The sequence below is a fragment of the Duganella sp. P38 genome, assembly GCF_050859475.1.
In the GTDB taxonomy this organism is placed as follows: Bacteria; Pseudomonadota; Gammaproteobacteria; order Burkholderiales; family Burkholderiaceae_D; genus Rugamonas.
Genome location: NZ_CP193936.1, coordinates 4,106,644 through 4,127,298 on the forward strand (window position 1 = coordinate 4,106,644; position 20,655 = coordinate 4,127,298).

Consider the following 20,655-nt stretch of genomic DNA (forward strand, 5'->3'; position numbering starts at 1 on the left):
ACGGTCTTCCTGTGAAACGAAAGCGTCCAGCGTAGCGGCGCCGCGCACGCGCCACTAGAGCCGCATCAAACGTGCGCGCCCGCGCGCTTGCGCCGGCATAAACGCCAACCGCCACCGGCCTGCCTAGAATGGACTTCCACCCGCCCTGAAAGGAGCGTCCATGAAACCGGCCCGCATCTCTCCCGGCATCGTCGAATGCCACAGCTATCCCGACCACATCCCCGACTACGCCGAACATGAACTGGCGCGGCTGCACGCCGGCCGCTACTCGTCGCTGCCGCATTTCGAAATCTACGGACTGACCGAACAGGCCAGCACCTATGTCGCCCGTCGAGACGCGCAGCCGACCACGCTGCTGCTATACCACCGCGACGGCCCCATCGTTCGCGTGCTCAACGAAGGCATTCCGCTGACGATGAACGAAGCACAGCGCTTCGCCACGCACATATTCGGCAGCGCCCAGCCACCGGCAGCCGTGCTGCTGCGCGCCGTGCGCATGGACGACGCACCGGCCGATGCCCTCACCCAACGCGTCGAATGCGAACAGGACAGCGTACTGACGCTGCCCGATAACAAGGACAACTACCTGAACAGCCTCGGCTCCTGCACCCGTTCGCTGCTAAAAAACCGCTTCAACAAAATCCGCCGCGAGCATCCGTCGTTTGAATTTCACGTGGCGGAGAAAGACCATGTCGACCCGCAGCACGTGCGCACCATCCTCGCGCTGCACCGCGCGCGCAGCAGCCGCTGGCGCCACGCCATGCAGCTGGACGCGGGCGAGGAAACGCGGGTGATGCGGATGGTGGCGCGCTGCGGCATGGTCGGCGTGGCCAGCATCGGCGGGCGATGCTGTGGCGGTTCCATCTGCTACCGCAACGGCGATGTGGTCAGCGCCCGCTTCCTCGCGCACGACCCCGCCTATGACTTGTACCGGTTGGGCTTTCTGTGCGCCTACCTGATGTGCGCGGCATGCATAGAAACGCATGAAATACGGCAATTTAACTTTGGATGGGGAAAGGAGGCGTACAAATTCCGTCTGGGGGGACAGCCGCGCACGCTAAGCGATGTACTGATTTATCGCAGCCAGATACAACGGCTGCGTCTGGCGCCGCTGGGCTTGCAACTACTCGGGCGCGGCTGGCAGTTCCAGCTGCGCCGCCTGAAGAGTTTCCTCAGGGCATAAACTTGGTGAAGCGGGATGCTTCCTCGGCCAGCCGCTCGTCGCGCGAACGCAGGCGCCCCGGGTTGCGCCGATGCTCCGGCTCAGAAATAACCCGCTTGATCACGTTCTCCAGCACGCCGCGCGTGCTGAGGTACGCGGCGCCGCTCTGGGGGCCAAGACGGTCGGCACGCTCGATGCCGGCCTCCACCACCTCGGACGATTGATAGTCCGGGCGGAAAGTTTGCGTGGTAGACATTACTGCCTCCTGAATATGGACAATATCCAATTCTCGGATTCTACCGTAGGCCCTGCCGTGCGGTAACGCACTGTTACAACTAAGGTGACGGCGATGGTACACCCTGTGGTATAGCGCTGTTGCGTGGAATCAACCATCCGCCGTCACTGAGCCAGTCATGCAAGCGGTCCGGCCAATGCTCATCGGAAAGACGTTCCGAGCGCTGGCCCATGTTGAAGGCGTGGTCGGTGTCGGCGTACAGGTGCAGCTCGGCCGACACGCCGGCGCCGATCAACTGCTGGTACAGCGCCAGCGCGGGCGGCATGCAGCATTTGTCGCTGGAACCGGCGACGATAAACGCCGGCGGCGCATTCTGTACCGCCTTGCCCGGCGAGCCCAGCGGCCCCGGATACACCAGCACCTGGAAATCCGGCCGCGCGCTGAAGCTGTCGATGGCGTCGGTCTTGCGCGCCGCTTGCGGCTCGGGATTGTCTGCCACCAGCGAAATCAGTTCGCCGCCAGCCGAAAAGCCCATCACGCCAACCCGCTGCGGGTCGACGCCATATTCCTTCGCATGCGCGCGCACCCAGCGCACCGCGCGCCGCAAATCGGCGGCGGCGTCATTCTCAATCGAGTAACTGGACCCTTCATCGCGCGCCAGCCGGTACTTCAGCACAAAGGCGCTGACGCCAACGCGGTTGAGCGACCTGGCCGCCAGCATGCCCTCGTTCTGGAACACCAGCATGCGATGCCCGCCGCCCGGCGCGATGACGACCGCCGCGCCGTTCGCATGGCGCGGATTGGCCGGCACCGCCGTCAGCGACGGCGCGTGCACATTGCTGATGTAGACCTGATCCACCTTCTCCGCCTCATTGCGGCGCTGCCCGGAACCGGGCGCGCCGTCCGGCCAGATGGCCACCTGCTGCGCGCCCGCATGCGCGCACAGCGCCAGCAACACCAATGCAAACGCCTTACGCATCGAAGCCTCCGGCCGCGTACAGCGAGCGATGGGTGAGGATGAACAGCGTGCGCCCGCCGGCGCCGCCGAAGATCAGTTGCAGCGGGCGTTCCGGCACATCGATGCGGCCGATCTCCTTGCCATCGGGCCCGTACACGAACACCTGGCCGTTGGCCACATACACATTGCCGTTCCGGTCGACCGCCGCGCTTTCCCCGCCCCGATTGGCCGCCAGCCTCAGGTCCGTGATGCCGCCGCCGGCGCCGATCACACCGCTAAAGGTGCGGTTCTCCGAACCGTTGGTAAACACCACGCGGCCATTGGCGCCGGCCGACACCAGGCCATAGGTGTCGAGCGTATCCGACCAGCGCCAGCCCAGATGATCGGCCGGTCCCTGCTTGAACACGCGGTAGGCCGGCAGCACCAGGCTGCCGTCCGGCGAGACGTACTCGCGCTGCTTGGGCAAGGCCACGTCGCGCGCGAACATTTCGGCCAGCGTGGTGAATTCGTAGGTATCGAAGTTGAGCTGATCGCGGAATTCACCGTTCTGCCAGAAATTCACCGGAACCACCGTGCGCGCGCCGGCATGCGGCTTGGCGGGCGTGGGCTTGATGACTGTGACCGGGCCTGCCGGCTGCGCGGGGTCGAACGAATACACCGTGCCTTCGGGCCCGAACGAGGACAGTGCCATGATCGCGCCGCTGTTGTCGATCGCCAGATTCACCGTGTCCAGCGGCGCATCGCGCACCACCGCCAGGCCGCCCTCCCTGCTCCAGCTATAGATGCGATGGAAGCGGCGGTCGACGAAATACAGCTTGCCCTTGCTGTCCACCGCTGCGCCGGCGATGGAGTAGAAATCGCCTTCCAGCTTTTCCACCTTGGCGTTGGCGAATGTGCCGGCAGGCGTGGGGGCGGCGCCGCGCGGCTTGGCCGGGCCGATGTCCAGCACCGCGAATTCATGCTCGCGCACTTCCTGCTTGCTGGTCAGGTCCTGCAAGGTATTCTCGAACGGGAATTTGCTGGCGCGCAGATAGGTATCGCAGCCGTTTTCATCGCAGGTGGCGTAGCCGCTTTCCGCATTCACGTGGACATTGCGGAAGCGGATATTCTCCGAGTTGGTCATCTTCACCGCCGCTACCGCCGGCTTGAGCGAACGCGTGACGCGATAAGCGTGGTAGTTGGCGAACGTGATGTTGCGCGAATTGCGGATTTCCAGCGACACCGCATCCATGCCGTCGCGCACCTCCTGCTCCGTCTGCGGCGCCAGGAACTCCCAGTTCTCCACATTATCGAGCACGATCTCGGCGCGGATATGGTGTTCGGCCGACAGTTCGTACACCTTGCCCGGCGTCTTGGTGTTGGACACATAGAAGCCCGCCTGCGCGAAAGTGCTCGGCGACCAGCAGGCGATAAAGGTGCCGCCACCGCCATCCGTTACCCAGATGCTTGGATATTGGCGGTCCCAATGCTGGACCGGATCGAAGTTGGCGGTCTTCTGATAAGGATCGCGGCGCTTGCCGTCGTAAAGGCGCGTGCCATGGCCGCCCTGGATGCGGATATCATCCACCAGCGACGCCGCGCCGGCCTTCCACAACAGCGCCGTCGCGCGCGGGTTGATCTCGCCGGTGGCCAGGCCAAATCCGGTGACGATGGCATCGCCGCCCTTCGCGCTTTCCAGCAGCGCTTTCGGGCCATCGGCGCCGGCATAGGCCGGCGCGCCGTTCGGCAGCACCAGCTGCGTCACGCCGGGATGCAGGCCAATCAGCACCGTGTCGGGCTTCAGGCGTATCGTGTCCTGCACCATGTAGAAGCCTTGCGGCAGATACACCACGCGCTGGCTGTCGATGGCCTTCTGGATCGCCGCCGTGTCGTCGGTCACGCCATCGCCCACCGCGCCGAAGCCGCGCACGCTGGCCCATTGAGCGGTGGCCGGCAGGCTGCGCATCACCGGCGTGCGGGCGGCCGGCAGCGCCTTCAGCGACGCGCCCTTGACGTGCGTGGCGAACTTGCCGACGCTGTTCAATCCCGGCAGCATCAGGCCGTAATTGAATTCGCTGATCTGATACTGCGGACCGTAGCCGGCCACGGTCTTGCCGCTGTCGCGGAAGCGCGCAAACACCGGCACGTTTTTCGCCAGCGCGTTATCGAAGCCGACCTGCGTATAGACATTGTCCTCGTTGCTGATTACCACAGCGGCCTTGGACACGTTCTCGAACCGGACATCCTTGCCCCACAACCAGTCGCCGTAGCCGCGGCTGATCTCAATCCCGACCGGCGTATTGCGGATGGTGGTGTTCACCAGCGTCAGTCCGGCCTCGTGGCCGCGTATCGCCGCCTCGCGCTGGCCTTCAAAGGTGGAGTCCATCAGCGTGTACTGCCACGCCGGCGACGTCTTCTCGGTCAGGATGCCATAGCGGCCGCCGTAAAATTTCAGGTCGAAGCTCTCGTTGCCGACCATGTACACGCCGGCCAGCCCGGAGCCGATGTGGAAGTCCATGTGGCTCAGGTAGGAATGCTGCGCTGTGCGCAAGCGCACGGCGGCGGCGGCCGGATTGCCGTCGCCGATTTCAAAATCCACATTGCTCATGGCCGAATAGAAGGTGGCCGAATTCGCATCGCGCACATTCTCGCTGTAAGGCACGGCGCTTTTCACCGGCACCGGCACCTTGCCCACCGTGTACTGGTCGCCGCCGGTGAACACCACCATGTTCGCCACGCCCTTCTGGAAGCCCGGCGTATTCGCGCCCAGCACCAGCACCGGCCGCGTCGGACCGACGCCGTACAGCCGCACCGCCTGCGGCACCAGCAGCGAGCGCGTGATGCGATAGCGGCCGGACGGCAGGAACACCACGCCGCCCTCGCCCTTGTTGGACGCGGCGTTGAGCGCTTCCTGAATGGCGGCGCTATCGTCGCTGCGGCCGTCGCCAACGGCTTTCACCTTCACCGCGCGCGGGTCGTCGGGCGTGCTCTGGTAGGCGGATATGGAGGCCGCATGGGCGAGCAGCGGCACGGCCAACACCGTGGCCGCGATCACATTCAACATTGGTTTCATCTGTTTATCCTAAAAAGGCAGAAAGAATCAGCACGAAAATGAGCCCGAACACGCCGACCAGCGTTTCCATCAGCGTCCACGAACGGAAGGTGTCTTTCAGGGACAGCCCGAAGTATTCCTTGAACATCCAGAAGCCGGAATCGTTCACATGGCTGCACATCAAACTGCCGGCGCCGATCGCCAGCACCATCAGGGCCGGATCGATACCGGAGGCCTGCACCACCGGCGCCACAATGCCGGCCGCCGTCAGCCCGGCCACCGTGGCGGAGCCGAGGCAGATGCGGATCAGCGTCGCCACGATCCAGCCCAGCACCAGCGGCGGCACCGGCAACTGCGCCAGCTGCGTGCCAAGTTGCGCGCTGACGCCGGAATCGACCAGCACCTGCTTCAACGCGCCGGCGCCGGCGATCACCAGCAATATCGGCGCGATATCGCGCAGCGCGTCCTGCGCGCCGGCCATCAGCACCGCCAGCTTCTGCCCGCGCGCCACGCCCAGCGTGAACACCGCCACCAGCAAGGCGATCAGCATCACGATCATGGGGTTGGCGAGGAAGGCCACCACCGACTTCAGCGCCGGATCGGAGATCGGCGCCGCGCTGGCGCAGGTCGCCGCCGCCAGCAGCCACACCGGCAGCAGCGCTGTGGCGAAGCTATTGAAGACGCCGGGCAGCCCGGCCTCGTCGCGCAGGCCGGTGCGGAACATCGGCGCCGGCGCCGCTTCGATGCGCTTCAGCGTCATGGCGAACAGCGGACCGGCGATGATCAGCGTCGGCACCGCCACCAGCATGCCGTACAACAGCGTGCGGCCCATATCGGCATGGAACTGCGCCACCAGCGCCGTCGGCGAAGGATGGGGCGGCAGGAAGCCGTGCGCGATCGACAGCCCGCACAGCAGCGGTATCGCCATCGCCACCGCCGGCCGGCCGCTCTGGTACACCAGCGAGAATACCAGCGGCACCAGCAGCACAAAGCCGACGTTGTAATACAGCGGGATGCCGGCGACGAAGCCGGTCAGCGTCAGCGCCACCGGCATGCGCGCCGAGCCGAATACGCCGATCAGGTAACTGGCGATGCGCTGCGCCGCCCCGCTGTCGGCAATCAGCTTGCCGAAGACGGCGCCAAGGCAGACGATGACGATCAGGGAGCCAAGCAGGTCGCCGATGCCCTTGTCGATTGACCTGGGGATGCTCTCGACCGGCATGCCAAGCAGCAGCGCGGCGGCCAGTGCGGCCACCACGAACGCCAGCAGCGGCTGCACCTTGGCCCAGGCGATCAGCAATGTCAGCGAGCCGACCGACAGCGCCACGGCGATCAGCGCCCACGCTGCCGGCGTCACTCCGAGGAGCGACGCCAGCGGACTGGTGATGGCCATCGTGGCTGCGCTTAGAAGTTGTAGCGCATGCCGACGCGGTACACGCGGCCGATCACATCGTACAGCGCCGGGTTGATGCCGTAGCTCAGGTTAGTCTGCGGCGCCGGCGCCGGATCGACGTTGCCGATGTTGTCGATCTTGAAGAAGGCCGTGGCCTTGTCCGAGAACTTCCAGGTGCCGCCCAGGTCCACGTAGAAGGCGCCCTTCATGTGGTTGTTGTAGATGGTCGGCCGGGTCACGGTCGATACCGGGCAATCGGTCTGGCACTCGATAAACTCGTTGCTGTACTTGCCGCTGCTGACCCAGCGCTCGGTCAGCGTCAGGCTGTATTTATCGGTGTCCCACGACTGCGAAGCCAGGCCTTTCCAGCGCGGCGTGTTGCCCAGGTTATTGCCGGCGCCCTCAGACGGAATGGTGCCCACCACGCCCGGATCGGTCAGGAAGCTGATATTGCGCGTCACCAGCGCGCGCACCGTGAAGCGGCCCGGCAGGTTCCAGTCTTTCAGGTTCATGCGGTACGAACCTTCCAGGTCATAGCCCTTGGCGCGCAGCGAGGCCAGATTGAACGCCTGCACCGTCACGTAGTTGTTGGTGGCGACCGGATTGTTAAGCGACATGGCGCCGCAGATTTCCTGGTTGCCGGCCACGCACAGGTCCACTTCCTGCTGCGCCGTCAGCGACGAGATCACGCCATCGACCTTGATGTCGAAGTAGTCCAGCGAGGCGCTGAAGCCCGGCGCCCAGGACGGGCGATCCAGCACGATGCCAAAGATGTTGTTGCGGGCGATTTCAGGGCGCAGACGCGTGTTGCCGACGGTGCGCTGCTGCACGGTGACGGTGTTGCCCTGGTACTGGACAATGTTGTTGACCACCACCTGCGCCGCATACAGCTCGCTCAGGTTGGGCGCGCGCACGTCCTTCGAGGTAACGGCGCGGAAGCGCAGGCCGTCGATGCCGGTCTTCCAGTTGGCGCCCAGCTTCCAGCTTTCCACGTGGCCCGAGGTGCTGTAGTGGGTGTGGCGGTCGGCCAGGTTGATATTCGCCTCGCCCCAGGTGGCCGATTTCAGCACCGGTACGTTCAGCTCCACGTAGGCTTCGCGCACATTGTAGGTGCCGGAGGCGTTGTGGTAGTTACCGGCGTACCAGTTGTTGCCGACGGTGGCGTTAAGCAGCGGGTCGGCCGGATAGTTGGCGTTGTTCGGCGTGTCGCCGGTCGAGCCGTTGCCGTATGGGTCGCCGCTGACGCGATAGCTCTCGCGGCGCCATTCGGCGCCCGCCGCCACGGCAACCGGGCCGGCCCACGAATCGAACGCCTCGCCGTTGATATTGAAGCTGCCGACGTCCTGCTGCTGGCGGGTGTGCTGCTGCGGGCCGTAGCCCGGCGCCACGTAGCCCCAGGTGGCGGCGCTGACCGGCACATTGCCGATGATGTTCATCGGTACGCAGCCCGAGGCGCGCGCCACCGGGTTGCGGCAGACGATGCTGCCGTCGGCCAGGCGCACGGCGTCGATGGCGGCGTTGTAGCGCGCATTGAGCGTCATGTCGTGGACGATGATGTCGGTGAAGTTGATGCCGCGCTCCAGGTAGGCGTCATACGTCCATTCCTTGCCGAAGGCCGGGAAGCGGCCGTTGGCGCCGAGCGTCATGCGGCGCATTTCGCGGGTCGGGTGGACGTTGATATTTTCCGGGAACTGCGCGTTGGCGGTGCCGTACTGGAAGCTGCTGATGTTGTTGGCCGCGCAGGCCGCCACGATCGACGCCGGCAGGTAGGGGTTGTCGCACTGGATGGTCAGGTTGGCGTTCTTGGCCGCGCCGGGATTCGGCGAGAAGTGCGATTTGACCTTGCCGAAGTTGGCGGTCATGTAGATTTCGTGATCCGGGCTGATGTCGAAGCCGACGCGGGTGTAGCCGACCTGGCGGGTCAGGTCCATCGCCAGGTTGGTGCCGGCGCCGACGCTGCCGCTCAGATCGCCACCGACACAGAACGGGTTGACGCAACCGGTGACTGCACCGGTGCCGGTCGGCACGCCACCGGAACCGTACTGGAACTGATACGGCTGGCCGTTAGGGCCGAACGCGGTGCCCTGTAATGGTCCGCTGGTGATCAGGCCGTACTTGGCGTACTGGTACTGTTGCGCGTGTTCGATGACGGTGTACTGGGGCTTGCCGTCGGTGGTGGCGCTCAGCGGGCGTACCTGGTACGCCGGATTCTTGTACCAGGTGCGGCCATTGGGGCCAACCTCGCCGAAGCCCGGCGACTCGATGCCCTTCTCGCGCCCATATTCGACGCTGGCCGTCACGTGCAGGCGGTCGTCCATGAAGGCTTTGCCCCATGCGGCCTGGATCGAGCCGTTCTTGTCGTCGTGGTAGGAGGTCTGGCCGCCTTCCACCTTGGCCTTGAAGCCTTCGTATTTTTTGTCGGTGATGAAGTTGACCACGCCGCCGATGGCGTCCGAGCCGTAGGAGGCGGAGGCGCCGCCGGTCACCACGTCGACGCGCTTGACCAGCAGTTGCGGGAACTGGCTGACGTCGGTGACGCCGGTGACGTTGGCGCCGACCACGCGCTGGCCGTCCAGCAGCGTCAGCGTGCGGATCGGGCCGAGGCCGCGCAGGCTCAGCGAGCTGAGGCCCTGGATGCCGCTGGAGGTGCTGTTGGTGCTGGTGGTGCGGCCGGTGCTGCCCTGCAGGGCCGGCAGTTCGGCGATGGCGTTGAACAGGTTAGGCTTGGCGGTCTTGGCCAGGTCTTCGGCGCCCAGCACCGTGGTCGGCGTTGGCTGGCTGAAGCCGCGCGCGGAGATGCGCGAGCCGGACACCGTGACCACGTTGTCGACTTTGGCTGCGGCCTCCGCCTCGGCCGGCGCGTCCGGCGCGGCGCCCTGCACGGGCTGGACGGCGGCCTGCGCGGCCGGTGCAGCAGCCGGCGCGGCCTGGGTAGCGGCCGGTGCAGCAGCCGGCTCGGCCTGGGTAGCGGCCGGGGCGGCCAGGCCGGCGGCTTGCGCCGCATTGGCTGCCGCTTCGGCGGCGGCCGTTGCCGGTGCGGTCTGTTGCGCATGAGCGGCGGTCATCGCCAGCCAGCCGCAGGCGCTGGCCACGGCCAGGCGCATGATGGTATTGCGGGTTTTCAGTGTAGTCATGTGAGTCTCCATATAGTTTTTTTGTGCTTATCTTGTGCTTACTTACTGCCCTGGATCTGCGTCACCAGATCAACGGGCGGTGTCTCTATGTCCAGCGTCAGGCCGGCTTCGTCGGGTTGCAGCGGCTCCAGGTCGCGGAACTGGCTGTCCAGCAGCGACGGCGGCATGTAATGGCCGACGCGCGCCCGCATGCGGGACGAGATCAGCTCCTGCGGGCCATTCAGGTGAGCGAAGCGCAGCGCCGGATCGCCCTGCCGCAGCAAATCGCGGTAGCGCCGCTTCAGCGACGAGCACGACACCACCAGCCCCTCGCCGCGCGCGCGCGCCGCGCTGATCTGCGCCTGCAAGGCCAGTAGCCAATCGGCGCGGTCGTCGTCGTTGAGCGGCAGGCCGGCCGACATCTTGGCCACATTGGCCTCGGGGTGATACTGGTCGCCCTCGACGAACGGCACGCCCTCGGCCGCCGCCAGCGCCTGCCCGATCGTGCTCTTGCCGCAGCCGCTCACGCCCATCACCACCCAGCGGGTACTTTGCATCCATCCTCCAAGCTTAGATAGCGCTAACATAGATATTCCGAAAGCGGCGGCTCTGTGTAAAGCCGCCTATCAATCAGGTATCGGGAAGTCTTTTCAACGCAAAGATAGCGTTATCATTTATACGAACTTTAGCTTAACGTAGGAATTTGTAAAGAAAAATTCATATTGCGCCGCACCATGAACGTAGTGCCGCCGCAACGGTCCAACAGGTTTTCATAGGAGCGAGGCGATGGCCGTCGAACTGCATATTTACCGCTACGATCCCGACCAGGACAGCGCGCCGCGCATGCAAGCGTACAGCGTCCGCGGCCACCAGGGCGCCATGGTGCTCGACCTGGTCACCCACATCAAGAACGAAATCGACGACAGCCTCGCTTTCCGCCGTTCCTGCCGCGAGGGCGTGTGCGGCTCGGACGCCATGAACATCAATGGCAAGAACCGGCTGGCCTGCGTTACCAACATTCAGGAAGTGGCGCAGCCTATCGTGCTGCGCCTGCTGCAGCACCGCCTGCCCCACCTTCTGGTGGAACCCGGACCGTTTCGTCGGCCCGGCCGGCCTGCTGCAGGCCTACCGCTTCATGGCCGACTCGCGCGACACCGCGCTGGAACAACGGCTCGACAATCTCGACGACGCCTACCGCCTGTTCCGCTGCCGCACCATCATGAACTGCGCCGACGTCTGCCCGGAAGGACTCAATCCGGCTGCCGCCATCAGCAATATCCGCAATATGCTGGTGCAGCGCATGCTGTAATATCCGGGGAGCACCAACAACAAGAGACAGCACATGACCGCAGCACGCCCATTGACCGGCCAGGATTACAAAACACTCTCTCTCGCGGCCCTGGGCGGTGCGCTTGAATTCTACGACTTCATTATCTTCGTCTTTTTCGCCAACGCCATCGGCCAGCTGTTCTTTCCGCCGGAAATGCCTGACTGGCTGCGCACGCTGCAAACCTTCGGCATCTTCGCCGCCGGCTACGTGGTGCGGCCGCTGGGCGGCATCGTCATGGCGCACTTCGGCGACCTGCTGGGCCGCAAGCGCATGTTCACGCTATCGATCCTGATGATGGCTGTGCCGACGCTGGCCATCGGCCTGCTGCCGACCTACGCCAGCATCGGCCTGGCCGCCCCGCTGCTCTTGCTGCTGATGCGCGTATTCCAGGGAGCCGCGGTCGGCGGCGAGGTGCCGGGCGCCTGGGTCTTCGTTGCCGAACACGTGCCGGCGCGGCACACCGGCTACGCCTGCGGCACGCTGACGGCCGGCCTCACCGTCGGCATCCTGCTTGGCTCGCTGGTGGCGACCGGCATCAACACCGTGTACCAGCCGGACGACGTGCTGGCCGGCGCCTGGCGCTGGCCGTTCCTGCTGGGCGGCGTGTTCGGCATGGGCGCGATGTACCTGCGCCGCTGGCTGCACGAAACACCGGTGTTCGCCGAGATGGCGCAGCGCAAGGCGCTGGCGGCCGAAATGCCGCTGAAGGCCGTGCTGCGCAGCCATCGCGGCGCGGTCGCCGTCTCCATGCTGCTGACGTGGATGCTGTCGGCCGGGATCGTGGTGGTGATCCTGATGACGCCGGCGCTGCTGCAAAAGCTGTATCACATCGACGCCCGCACTTCGCTGCTGGCCAACACCGTCGCCACCTTGTGCCTGGCGGTCGGCTGCATCGTCTACGGCGTGCTGGCCGACCGGTTGGGCGCAAGGCCGGTGCTGCTGACCGGCGCGGCGCTGCTGGCCGTGTGCACCTACATTTTCTACACCACGCTGCACAAGCGGCCCGACCTGCTGCTGCCGCTGTACGGCCTGACCGGCTTCGCGGTTGGCGTGGTCGGCGCCGTGCCGTGCGTGCTGGTGCAGGCGTTCCCGGCGCAGGTGCGTTTCTCCGGGCTGTCGTTCTCGTACAACCTGTCCTACGCCATCTTCGGCGGCCTGACGCCGGTGGTGGTGACGCTGATGCTGAAGAACGATGCGCTTGGGCCGGCGTACTACGTCATCGGCGTGTGCGTGGTCGGCATCGTCACTTCGCTGTTCATCCGTTCAGCGCAGCGCGCGTAGCACCGCATACAGCAGCGGGTAGTCGGACTTCAACGTTGCCTTCAGCACGCCGCCGAGCGTGTGGCTGTCCTCGTGCAGCACGACGGGTACGTTGTTGACGGCGATATAGCGGTCGGTCGGCGCGCTGCTCAGATAGCGGCGCAGCGGCTGCGAGTCCGGCACATAGTGGCCGGTGAAGGAGCGGCGCGGGTGGCGGCCATCGACGGTCGGCAGGCTGCCGTGCACCGTCAGCGCCGACCACAGGATCACATCGCCCTGCTTCATCGCCGGCGCCACGGCGTCGCGCACGGCGCCGGCCAGCTGCTGCCTGTAGCGCGCGCCGTTCGGGTCGCCGATGTCGCCGACCAGCGCGCGGTGGCTGCCCGGCACCACGTAGAAGCGGCCGGCATCGGGATGGATATCCTCCGCCGCGACCCACGCGCCGATCATGCGGCCCCGGGCCGAGGAATCGAAGTAGTCGCCGTCGCGGTGCGCCCAGGTGGCCTGGTTGCCGTCGAAGTACATGGTGTGCACCAGCCGCGCCGGCTCGTCGAACATCTGCCGCATCAGCCGCCGCAGCTGCGGATGCGTCAGCAGCTCCAGCCCGCGCTGGCGGAACTGGCGGAAGCGGCGGCCGCCGATGTCCTGCAAATTCATGATCGGATACTTCATGTGGCCATGCTCGGTGTAGACGTTGCGCTCGTAGCTGCCGGACGCGTGCCGCTTGAAGTAGGCGCGCCGCGCCGGCCACACTTCGCGCAGGAACGCCTGCCGCGCCAGCTCGCACGCCGCCAGCGGCAGCAAGCGCCGGATCACCACATAGCCTTCACGCTCGAAGTGCGCACGCACGGCCGGCAGATCGTCGGCCGCCGGATAATCGTCCCGTTCGGGATGGATGAGGATATCGGCGCGCATGGCAGTCTCCTGTCGATGGAGGCTCCATTGTGAGGCGCGTCGCGTTGCTACGACTGCGCTGCCTCAATACCGACTTTTTGCCACATCCCAGCCGCGCCATCAACAGCAGCGCCAGCAGCAGGAACGCGCTGGACGCGCTCAGCGCCGTGGTCACGCGGTGCGCCAGCAGCGCCGCGCCGTGCAGGCCGCGCGCGCCGGCGCCGGCCAGCGCCACCAGCACCGCCAGCCCCAGCGAATTGCCCAGCTGGTGCGCCACATTCACCACGCCCGAGGCGGCGCCGGCATCGCGCGCCGGCACGCCGGCGATGCCGGCCGCCGTCAGCGGAGTCAGCGTCATGCCCTGCCCGGCGCCGATCAGCACCATCGGCAGCGCCACCGCCAGCCAGTACGCGCTACCGGCCTCGACGCGGCTAAGCCATGCCATGCCGGCGAAGCACACCGCCAGCCCCGCCGCCAGCAGCCGCGCATTGCCATGGCGGCGCGTCAGGCGCGGCACTTGCAGCGCCACCGCGAAGTTCACCAGCGTCATCGGCAGGAAGGCCAGGCCGGTCAGCGACGGCGGATAGTGCCGCACCGCTTGCAGGTATTGCGTGGTGAAGAAAAAGAAACCGATCATCGCCCCCAGGAACAGCACGCGCGCCGCATATGCCGAGGCCCGCTGGCGGTTGGCCAATAAACGCAGCGGCATGATCGGCTGCGCGGCGCCGCGCTCGTTGATGACGAACGCCACCAGCAACAGCAGGCCGGCCAGCAGCGCGCCTTGCGTCAGCGGATCGGTCCAGCCGGCGCCCGCGGAACGGATAAAGCCATACACCAGCGCGCCCATGCCGACAGTCGAGGTCAGCGCGCCGGCCACATCGAATTGGCCGACGCTGCGCGGGCTTTCGGGAATGTAGCGCAGCGCCGCCCAGATCATCGCCGCGCCTATCGGCAGATTGAGCAGAAAGCCGGCCCGCCACGACAAGCACTCGGCCAGCACGCCGCCCAGCACCAGGCCGACGCTGGCGGCGATGCCGGCGGTGGCGCTGTACAGCGAGACCGCGTGCGTGCGCTCGGCGCCCTCGGCAAACGTGGTTTGCAGCAGTGCCAGCGTGGACGGCGCCAGGATGGCCGCGCCCAGGCCCTGCACCGCACGCGCCAGCACCAGTTGCGCCGGCGAGGCCGCCGCGCCGATCGCCAGCGACGCCACCGTGAACAGCGCCAGTCCAGCCACCAGCATGCGGCGGCGGCCGGCAATGTCGCCGCCGCGCGCCGCCAGCAGCAGGAAGCCGCCGAAAGTCAGCGTGTAGGCGCTCTGCACCCACGCCAGGCCGCTGTCGCTGAAGCCCAGTTCACGGTGGATCTGCGGCAGCCCGGTCAGAACCACCGAAGTATCCAGCACAATCATCGCGTAACTGAACAGGATAATGGCCAGGATGGCGCGTTTGTTCATGTTCCTCTCCCAATATGCAGCCAGTTTAAAGCGACATCATTGTGGCGATAAGACACTATAATCAGCATGAGCCTATGAGGAGAACTCATTAATGGAACATGAAAATTTCAACGACCTGCTGGCCTTCGTGACCGTGGCGCGCGAAGGCAGCTTCACCCGTGCGGCGGCCAAAATGGGCGTCTCGCAATCGGCGCTGAGCCATACCATACGCGGGCTGGAAACGCGGCTCGGCCTGCGCCTGCTGACCCGCACCACGCGCAGCGTCAGCCCGACCGAAGCCGGCGAGCGGCTGCTGCACACGGCCGCGCCGCGCTTTGACGAGATCACGCAGGAGCTGGCCTCGCTGAGCGAGTTGCGCGACAAGCCGGCCGGCACCATCCGCATCACCGCCGCCGAGCACGCGGCCAACCACGTGCTGTGGCCCAAGCTGGCGCCGGTGATGCACGACTACCCGGAGGTGCGCATTGAAATCAACGTCGACTATGGCATGACCAATATCGTCACGCAGCGCTTCGACGCCGGCGTGCGCCTTGGCGACCAGGTGGAAAAAGACATGGTGGCGGTGCGCATCAGCCCCGACCTGCGCATGGCGCTGGTGGCCACGCCCGACTATTTCGCGCGCCGCGGCAAGCCGCGCACGCCGCACGATTTGCAGCAGCACAGCTGCATCAACCTGCGCCTGCCGACGCATGGCAATCTGATGGTGTGGGAGTTCGAGCAGAACGGCGAGCCGCTGAACGTGCGCGTCGACGGCCAGTGGGTGTTCAACAACAGCTCTTCGCGGCTGCGCGCGGCGCTGGCCGGTTACGGCATCGCCTATGTGCCGGAAGACATGGTGGCCGCCCATGTGGAGGATGGCGCGCTGGTGCGCGTGCTGCGCGACTGGTGCCCGCTGTGGCCGGGCTACCACCTGTACTACGCCAGCCGCCGCCAGTCCTCGCTGGCGTTCAAGCTGGTGCTGGATGCGTTGCGTGGCTGATGCCGCGCGCCCGGCCGCCGGCGCCGTTCGCTGCAATCACACCGCGGCCGGTTCGGCCTTGCCCAGCAGCAGATGACGGGCGCCAAGCAGCGCCAGACCGAGCATCGAGGACAGCGTCATGACCACCGCCATCACCGTCAGCTGATTGCCGGCCAGCAGGCCGACCAGCGCGCCGGCGGCGGCGCCGGCCAGCATCTGCATCGACCGCAGCAAGGCGGCCGCGCTGCCGGCGACATGGCCCACCGTGGTCAGCGCCTGATGCGTCGCGTTCGGCATGACGACGCCGGCGCAGACATTGCTCAACAGGACGCAGGCCGCGATCGCCGCCACCGAGCCGGCGCCGGCCAGCGCCACGCCGAGCAGCAGCAGGCTGACCACGGCGGAAGCGATCACGCCGGCCGCCAGCAGGCGGCCGCCGCCCCAGCGGCGCGCCAGGCGCGCACCGGCCGCCGCGCCGAGGATGGTGCCGGCGGCGGTCAGCGCGAACAGCGCGCCATAGGCGCCGCCCGAGACGCCCAGCATGTCGATGAACACCGCCGACGAACCGGTGATGTAGGCGAACATGGCGCCGAACGACGCTGCCAGCAGGCCGGCGTGGATCAGGTAATGCCTGTTGCGCAGCACCTGGCCATAGGCGGCGCCGGCGGCGCTGAAAACGTTCTGCCCGGCACGCTGCGCGGCCTGGCGCGGCCGCGTTTCCTCATAGCCCAGCACGCCCAACAGCAACAGCGCCAGGCCGACCACGGCCAGGCAGCCGTAGACCATGCGCCAGCTGCCAAATTGCAGCAGCGCCGCGCCGAACAGCGGCGCCACCAGCGGCGCCACGGCGTTGACCAGCGCCACGTAGGACTGGCGCGACAGCGCCGCGTGGCCGCTGAACACATCGCGCACGATGGCGGCCGGCAGCGCGGCCGCCGCCCCGGCGGCGACGCCCTGAATCAGCCGCAACAGCAGCAAGGCGCCGATGGAGCCGGCATATGCGCAGGCGACAGCGGCCAGCGAGAACAGGCCGATGCCGAAGATCAGCACCGGTTTGCGACCATAGCGGTCAGACAGCGGGCCGAACAGGATCGGCCCGACCGAGAAGCCCAGCAGGAAAACGGTCAGCGTGCGGGTGGCCTCGCCGATGCCGACGCCGAACGCCGATTGCAGCGCCGGAATGGCCGGCAGGCCCATGTCGATGGCCAGCGGCGGCAAGGCCGACAGCAAACCGAGCATGACGATGTAGAACGGCGATCCCGTTGCGATGTATTGACGTGCCATGATGCTATCAGAGGTCTTCGTGGTGGCCGGAAGCGCCCTGCTTCCAGTATGCCGAGATGCGCGCGGCGTCGCGCGGGTGGCCCTTGTCGCCGAACACGGCGTCGCGCACCTGCGCCGCCACGGCGGCCTCGCCGGCGAACCAGAAAAAGCCTTCGCCGGCCGGCAGCGGCAGCGCGCGGATGGCGGCCAGCAGCGCCGCGCTGTCGGCGTAGCGTTGCAGCGTCAGTTGCGCCTCGCTGCGGAACGGCAGCGCCGCCGCCTCGTCGCCGCACACCAGCACCTGCACCTGCGCGCCGGCCGGCAGTTCTTCCAGGCGGCGGCGGATCGCCGGCAGCGCGCTGGCGTCGCCCGCCAGCACGTGCCAGGCATAGTCCATCGGGATAACCATCGAGCCGCGCGGGCCGCCGATCGCGGCGGTCTGTCCCGGCGCCGCCTGGCGCGCCCAGTCCGACGCCGCGCCGGTGGCGTGCAGCGCGAATTCGATAACCAGCTCGCCGGCCGCATTGTCATAGCTGCGTGGCGTAAAATCGCGGCGGGCCTCCTCGCTGACGAAGAATTTCACATGATCGTCATAGGATGCCGAGACGAAATCGTGTAAGGTCTCGCCTTTGAATGTTACGCTGACGTAGTTCGGTGCCAATTGCTCAACCTTGACTACTTGCAGCTCGCGCAGTTTGAGTTCGTGCCGCACACGTTGAATCCGACCACTCATCATCTGCTCCAGAATTAGTTGATAATGTCCACATTATGACCAACAAAGTTAATAAAGTCAACCAATCCGAACAGGTGTTCGACGATATCCATTCGATCATGCATTTGTACCGGGCGCGCCAGCTGCGCGGCCTGCGCGACACGCCGCATGAGCTGACCCATCTGGAATACAAGGCGCTGGGCTTTTTCTTCCGCCATCCGGGCGCCACGCAGGGCGACCTGGCGGCCCACTCCGGGCGCGACAAGGCGCAGCTGGCGCGCCTGCTGAAGGGCCTGCGCGACCAGAAGCTGCTCGATGCGGTGGCCGACGCGGCCGACCGCCGCATCACGCGCCTGTCGCTCAGCGAGCAAGGTGAAAAGGTGTTTCACAGCCTGAACGACCTCGGCGCGCAGGCGTCCGGCCTGGCGGTGGCCGGCATGAGCGCGGCCCAGTTGGGCCAGCTAGGGCTGCTGCTGCGGCAGATCCGCGCCAACCTGGAGGCGGCCGACGCCGCCGGGTAAGTTGGCGCCGGGCCGCTCAGTGCGGCACGTTGCGCGTGGCCGCGCTGATCTGTTCCAGCGGCACCTTGGGGGAGCGGTCGGCGTTCAGCAGGCCGTTGGTTTCCTGGTAGGTGTCGGCGAATTGCGTGTAGCAAAAGCCGCTGAACATCACCGTCTCGTTCACCACGTGCAGCAAGGCGCGGTAGCGCGCCAGATAGCTGTCGGCGTCGCCGGCCCGCGAATAGCCCCAGGTATGCCCTTGCGGCGCGTTGGGATCGTAGGCGATGCCGCCAAACTCGGTCAGCACGATCGGCTGGCCGCGGTGCGGGAAGCCGTCCAGCGTCAGGATGCGTCCGCCCGGGCGGCGCTGGTCGAACAGCTGCCGCACCGGATCGTTGACCGCATAGCGCGCCCCCAGTTTTTCCGGATCGCCGTCGTAGTCGTGGATGCCGAGTATGTCGGTGGCAGACGCCTCCCAGCCGTCGTTGCCGATCACCGGCCGCGTCGCGTCGAGCATGCGCGTCAGGTGGTACAGCGCCTCCACCGCGTTGCGGTGCGCCTGGCGCGAGGTCAGGTTGGGCACGCCCCATGACTCGTTGAACGGCACCCAGACGATCACGCACGGGTGGCTGTAGTCGCGCTCGATGGCCTCGGTCCACTCGCGGACCAGCCGCGTCATCGAACGCGAACTGAAGGCATAGGCCGACGGCATTTCGCCCCACACCAGCAGGCCCAGCCTGTCGGCCCAGTACAGGTAGCGCGGGTCTTCCAGTTTCTGGTGCTTGCGCACGCCGTTAAAACCCATCTCCTTGGCCAGCTCGACGTCGCGCCGCAGGGCCGCGTCCGACGGCGCGGTCATCAGCGACTCCGGCCAGTAGCCCTGGTCCAGCACCAGCCGCAGGTGGTACGGCCGGCCGTTGAGCATGAAGCGGTCGCGGTTGATCGCCACCGAGCGCAGCGCCGTGTACGAGTGCACCACGTCGACCACCTCGTCGCCGTGGTACAGCGTCAGCTCGGCGTCGAGCAGCGTCGGCCGTTCCGGGCTCCACAGCAGGTCGTTGCGCGAATCGTCGATGCCGGGATCGGACAGCACGATCTTGCGGTTGGCTTCCTGCCCGACCAGCAGGTAGCGGTCGGCCGCCAGCAGCACCTCGTTGTGCAGCACCCGCACCTCCACCGACAGCGGCTGCGAGATATCGCCGCCGGCCAGCACCTCGCAGCCGATCTCGAAGTTGTCGAAGGTCGGCGTCCAGCGCAGCGAGCGCACATACGTCGCCGGCAGCGGCTCCAGCCACACGGTCTGCCAGATGCCGGTGGTGCGCGGATACCAGATCGAGTGCGGTTCGAGCTGCCAGTCCTGCTTGCCGCGCGGCTTGGCCAGGTCGCTCGGATCATCCTCGGCGCGCAGCACCACGGCCTGTTCCTCGCCGTCGAGCAGCGCATCGGTGATGTCGGCTTGGAACGGCGTGTGCCCGCCTTCATGCTCGGCCACCAGAATGCCGTTGACCCAGACGGTGGCGCGGTAATCGACCGCGCCGAAGTGCAGCATGGTGCGTGCGCTGCGCGTGTCCAGCGTGAACAGGCGGCGATACCAGCAGACGCTGTGGAAGCCCTGGTCGGCGATACCGCTGAGTTCGCTCTCAGGCGCGAACGGCACCGCGATGCGGTGGCTCCAGGCGATGGCGTCGCCGGGATGGCGGTAGCGGCGCTGATCGTCGAAGCAAAAATCCCATTCGCCGTTGAGCGGCTGCCACGCGTCGCGCCGCAGCTGGGGCCGCGGATATTCAAACTGAGCCATACATGCCTCCGCTTGTCGTCGTGTGCCGGGCATCGTAACAACGTTCAGGCGGCGGCGGGGAGATAACTCAATTCCGCGCAGAAATCCGTTGCGCATTGGCCTGCGATCCCTGTTTCTTATTGGTACCGAGCGGGGGTAAAAGTGAAACCCGCCTAGCATGGATTCACATTCTCATCGCCACCAGCAAGCGCGCGCCGGCTGGACCGCAATACAGATGAGCTACCTGGCGCGCCCCACACCCACCGGACACGCCATGCCCCCTGCCGCACCGCCCCGCATCGACGCCGCACCGCCGTTCGCCACGTTCTGGCAGGCCGGCTACGAAGGCGCCGACCACGTCAATCACGCCGGCCGCGCGCTCGACATGAACGCCGGCACCGGCCACCTCGATCGTGCGCGCGCAGACTACGCGCTGCTGCGCCAGTTCGGCATCCGCACGGTGCGCGAGTCGGCCGGCTGGCGCTTGTGCGAGCGCGACGGCCGCTTCGATTTTTCCGTGCTCGACAGCAGGCTGCGCGCCGCGCGCGAGCTGGACATGCAGATCTGCTGGACCTTCTGCCACTACGGCTGGCCGGACGACCTCGACATCTACGGC

General features: G+C 66.6%; 15 protein-coding genes and 1 pseudogene. 5 read left to right on the forward strand and 11 right to left on the reverse strand.

Annotated features, from left to right (window positions below):
* Positions 1-160 precede the first annotated feature (160 nt).
* On the forward strand, positions 161-1,183 hold the full coding sequence (locus ACRQ5J_RS19000; RefSeq protein ID WP_432378889.1) for a GNAT family N-acetyltransferase: 1,023 nt from the start codon (positions 161-163) through the stop codon (positions 1,181-1,183).
* On the opposite strand, the gene ACRQ5J_RS19005 is transcribed toward ACRQ5J_RS19000, so the two are convergent.
* The 6 genes from ACRQ5J_RS19005 to ACRQ5J_RS19030 form a co-directional block, all read right to left on the reverse strand.
* Positions 1,173-1,418, reverse strand: coding sequence for a hypothetical protein (locus ACRQ5J_RS19005; protein WP_432378890.1), 246 nt, complete (start codon positions 1,416-1,418; stop codon positions 1,173-1,175). The two genes, ACRQ5J_RS19000 and ACRQ5J_RS19005, sit on opposite strands and share 11 nt — an antisense overlap.
* A gap of 79 nt (positions 1,419-1,497) precedes the next feature.
* The gene (locus ACRQ5J_RS19010; RefSeq protein ID WP_432378892.1) at positions 1,498-2,376 is read right to left on the reverse strand and encodes an alpha/beta hydrolase; all 879 of its coding nucleotides are present in this window, start codon (positions 2,374-2,376) and stop codon (positions 1,498-1,500) included.
* A complete protein-coding gene (locus ACRQ5J_RS19015; protein WP_432378894.1) occupies positions 2,369-5,407 on the reverse strand; it encodes a glycosyl hydrolase family 28-related protein in 3,039 nt (1,012 codons plus the stop codon). The genes ACRQ5J_RS19010 and ACRQ5J_RS19015 overlap by 8 nt, the downstream gene beginning before the upstream one ends.
* Positions 5,408-5,411: 4 nt before the next feature.
* Positions 5,412-6,779 carry a gluconate:H+ symporter gene (locus ACRQ5J_RS19020; RefSeq protein ID WP_432378895.1) on the reverse strand — a complete coding sequence of 456 codons (1,368 nt, stop codon included), beginning with the start codon at positions 6,777-6,779 and terminating at the stop codon, positions 5,412-5,414.
* 11 nt (positions 6,780-6,790) lie between these two features.
* Entirely contained in the window at positions 6,791-9,913 is a 3,123-nt protein-coding gene (locus ACRQ5J_RS19025) for a TonB-dependent receptor plug domain-containing protein (protein WP_432378897.1), read from the reverse strand.
* A 38-nt stretch (positions 9,914-9,951) separates the two neighbouring features.
* A complete protein-coding gene (locus ACRQ5J_RS19030; RefSeq protein WP_432378899.1) occupies positions 9,952-10,449 on the reverse strand; it encodes a gluconokinase in 498 nt (165 codons plus the stop codon).
* Between the two features lie 229 nt (positions 10,450-10,678).
* Between ACRQ5J_RS19030 and ACRQ5J_RS19035 the strand changes: the two are divergent.
* Together ACRQ5J_RS19035 and ACRQ5J_RS19040 are read left to right on the forward strand one after the other, a co-directional pair.
* Positions 10,679-11,201: pseudogene (locus ACRQ5J_RS19035) on the forward strand (2Fe-2S iron-sulfur cluster-binding protein).
* 33 nt (positions 11,202-11,234) lie between these two features.
* Positions 11,235-12,503 (forward strand): MFS transporter, encoded by a 1,269-nt coding sequence (locus ACRQ5J_RS19040; RefSeq protein WP_432378900.1) that lies wholly within the window; start codon positions 11,235-11,237, stop codon positions 12,501-12,503.
* Here the strand turns inward: ACRQ5J_RS19040 and ACRQ5J_RS19045 are convergent.
* On the reverse strand, positions 12,486-13,397 hold the full coding sequence (locus ACRQ5J_RS19045; protein ID WP_432378902.1) for a phytanoyl-CoA dioxygenase family protein: 912 nt from the start codon (positions 13,395-13,397) through the stop codon (positions 12,486-12,488). The genes ACRQ5J_RS19040 and ACRQ5J_RS19045 overlap by 18 nt on opposite strands.
* A complete protein-coding gene (locus tag ACRQ5J_RS19050; RefSeq protein WP_432378904.1) occupies positions 13,309-14,829 on the reverse strand; it encodes an MFS transporter in 1,521 nt (506 codons plus the stop codon). Before ACRQ5J_RS19050 ends, ACRQ5J_RS19045 begins: the two co-directional genes overlap by 89 nt.
* Positions 14,830-14,920: 91 nt before the next feature.
* Between ACRQ5J_RS19050 and ACRQ5J_RS19055 the strand changes: the two genes are divergently transcribed.
* Positions 14,921-15,808, forward strand: a complete 888-nt coding sequence (locus ACRQ5J_RS19055) for a LysR substrate-binding domain-containing protein (protein ID WP_432378906.1) — start codon at positions 14,921-14,923, stop codon at positions 15,806-15,808.
* 36 nt (positions 15,809-15,844) lie between these two features.
* On the opposite strand, the gene ACRQ5J_RS19060 is transcribed toward ACRQ5J_RS19055, so the two are convergent.
* Positions 15,845-17,071 (reverse strand): Bcr/CflA family efflux MFS transporter, encoded by a 1,227-nt coding sequence (locus ACRQ5J_RS19060; protein ID WP_432378908.1) that lies wholly within the window; start codon positions 17,069-17,071, stop codon positions 15,845-15,847.
* A 7-nt stretch (positions 17,072-17,078) separates the two neighbouring features.
* Entirely contained in the window at positions 17,079-17,783 is a 705-nt protein-coding gene (locus ACRQ5J_RS19065; protein WP_432378910.1) for a siderophore-interacting protein, read from the reverse strand.
* Between the two features lie 35 nt (positions 17,784-17,818).
* On the opposite strand from ACRQ5J_RS19065, the gene ACRQ5J_RS19070 reads away from it, so the two are divergent.
* On the forward strand, positions 17,819-18,283 hold the full coding sequence (locus ACRQ5J_RS19070; protein ID WP_432378911.1) for a MarR family winged helix-turn-helix transcriptional regulator: 465 nt from the start codon (positions 17,819-17,821) through the stop codon (positions 18,281-18,283).
* Between the two features lie 16 nt (positions 18,284-18,299).
* On the opposite strand, the gene ACRQ5J_RS19075 is transcribed toward ACRQ5J_RS19070, so the two are convergent.
* Complete coding sequence (locus ACRQ5J_RS19075; RefSeq protein ID WP_432378913.1) at positions 18,300-20,060, reverse strand: glycoside hydrolase family 2 protein; 1,761 nt, start codon at positions 20,058-20,060, stop codon at positions 18,300-18,302.
* Between the last annotated feature and the right edge of the window lie 595 nt (positions 20,061-20,655).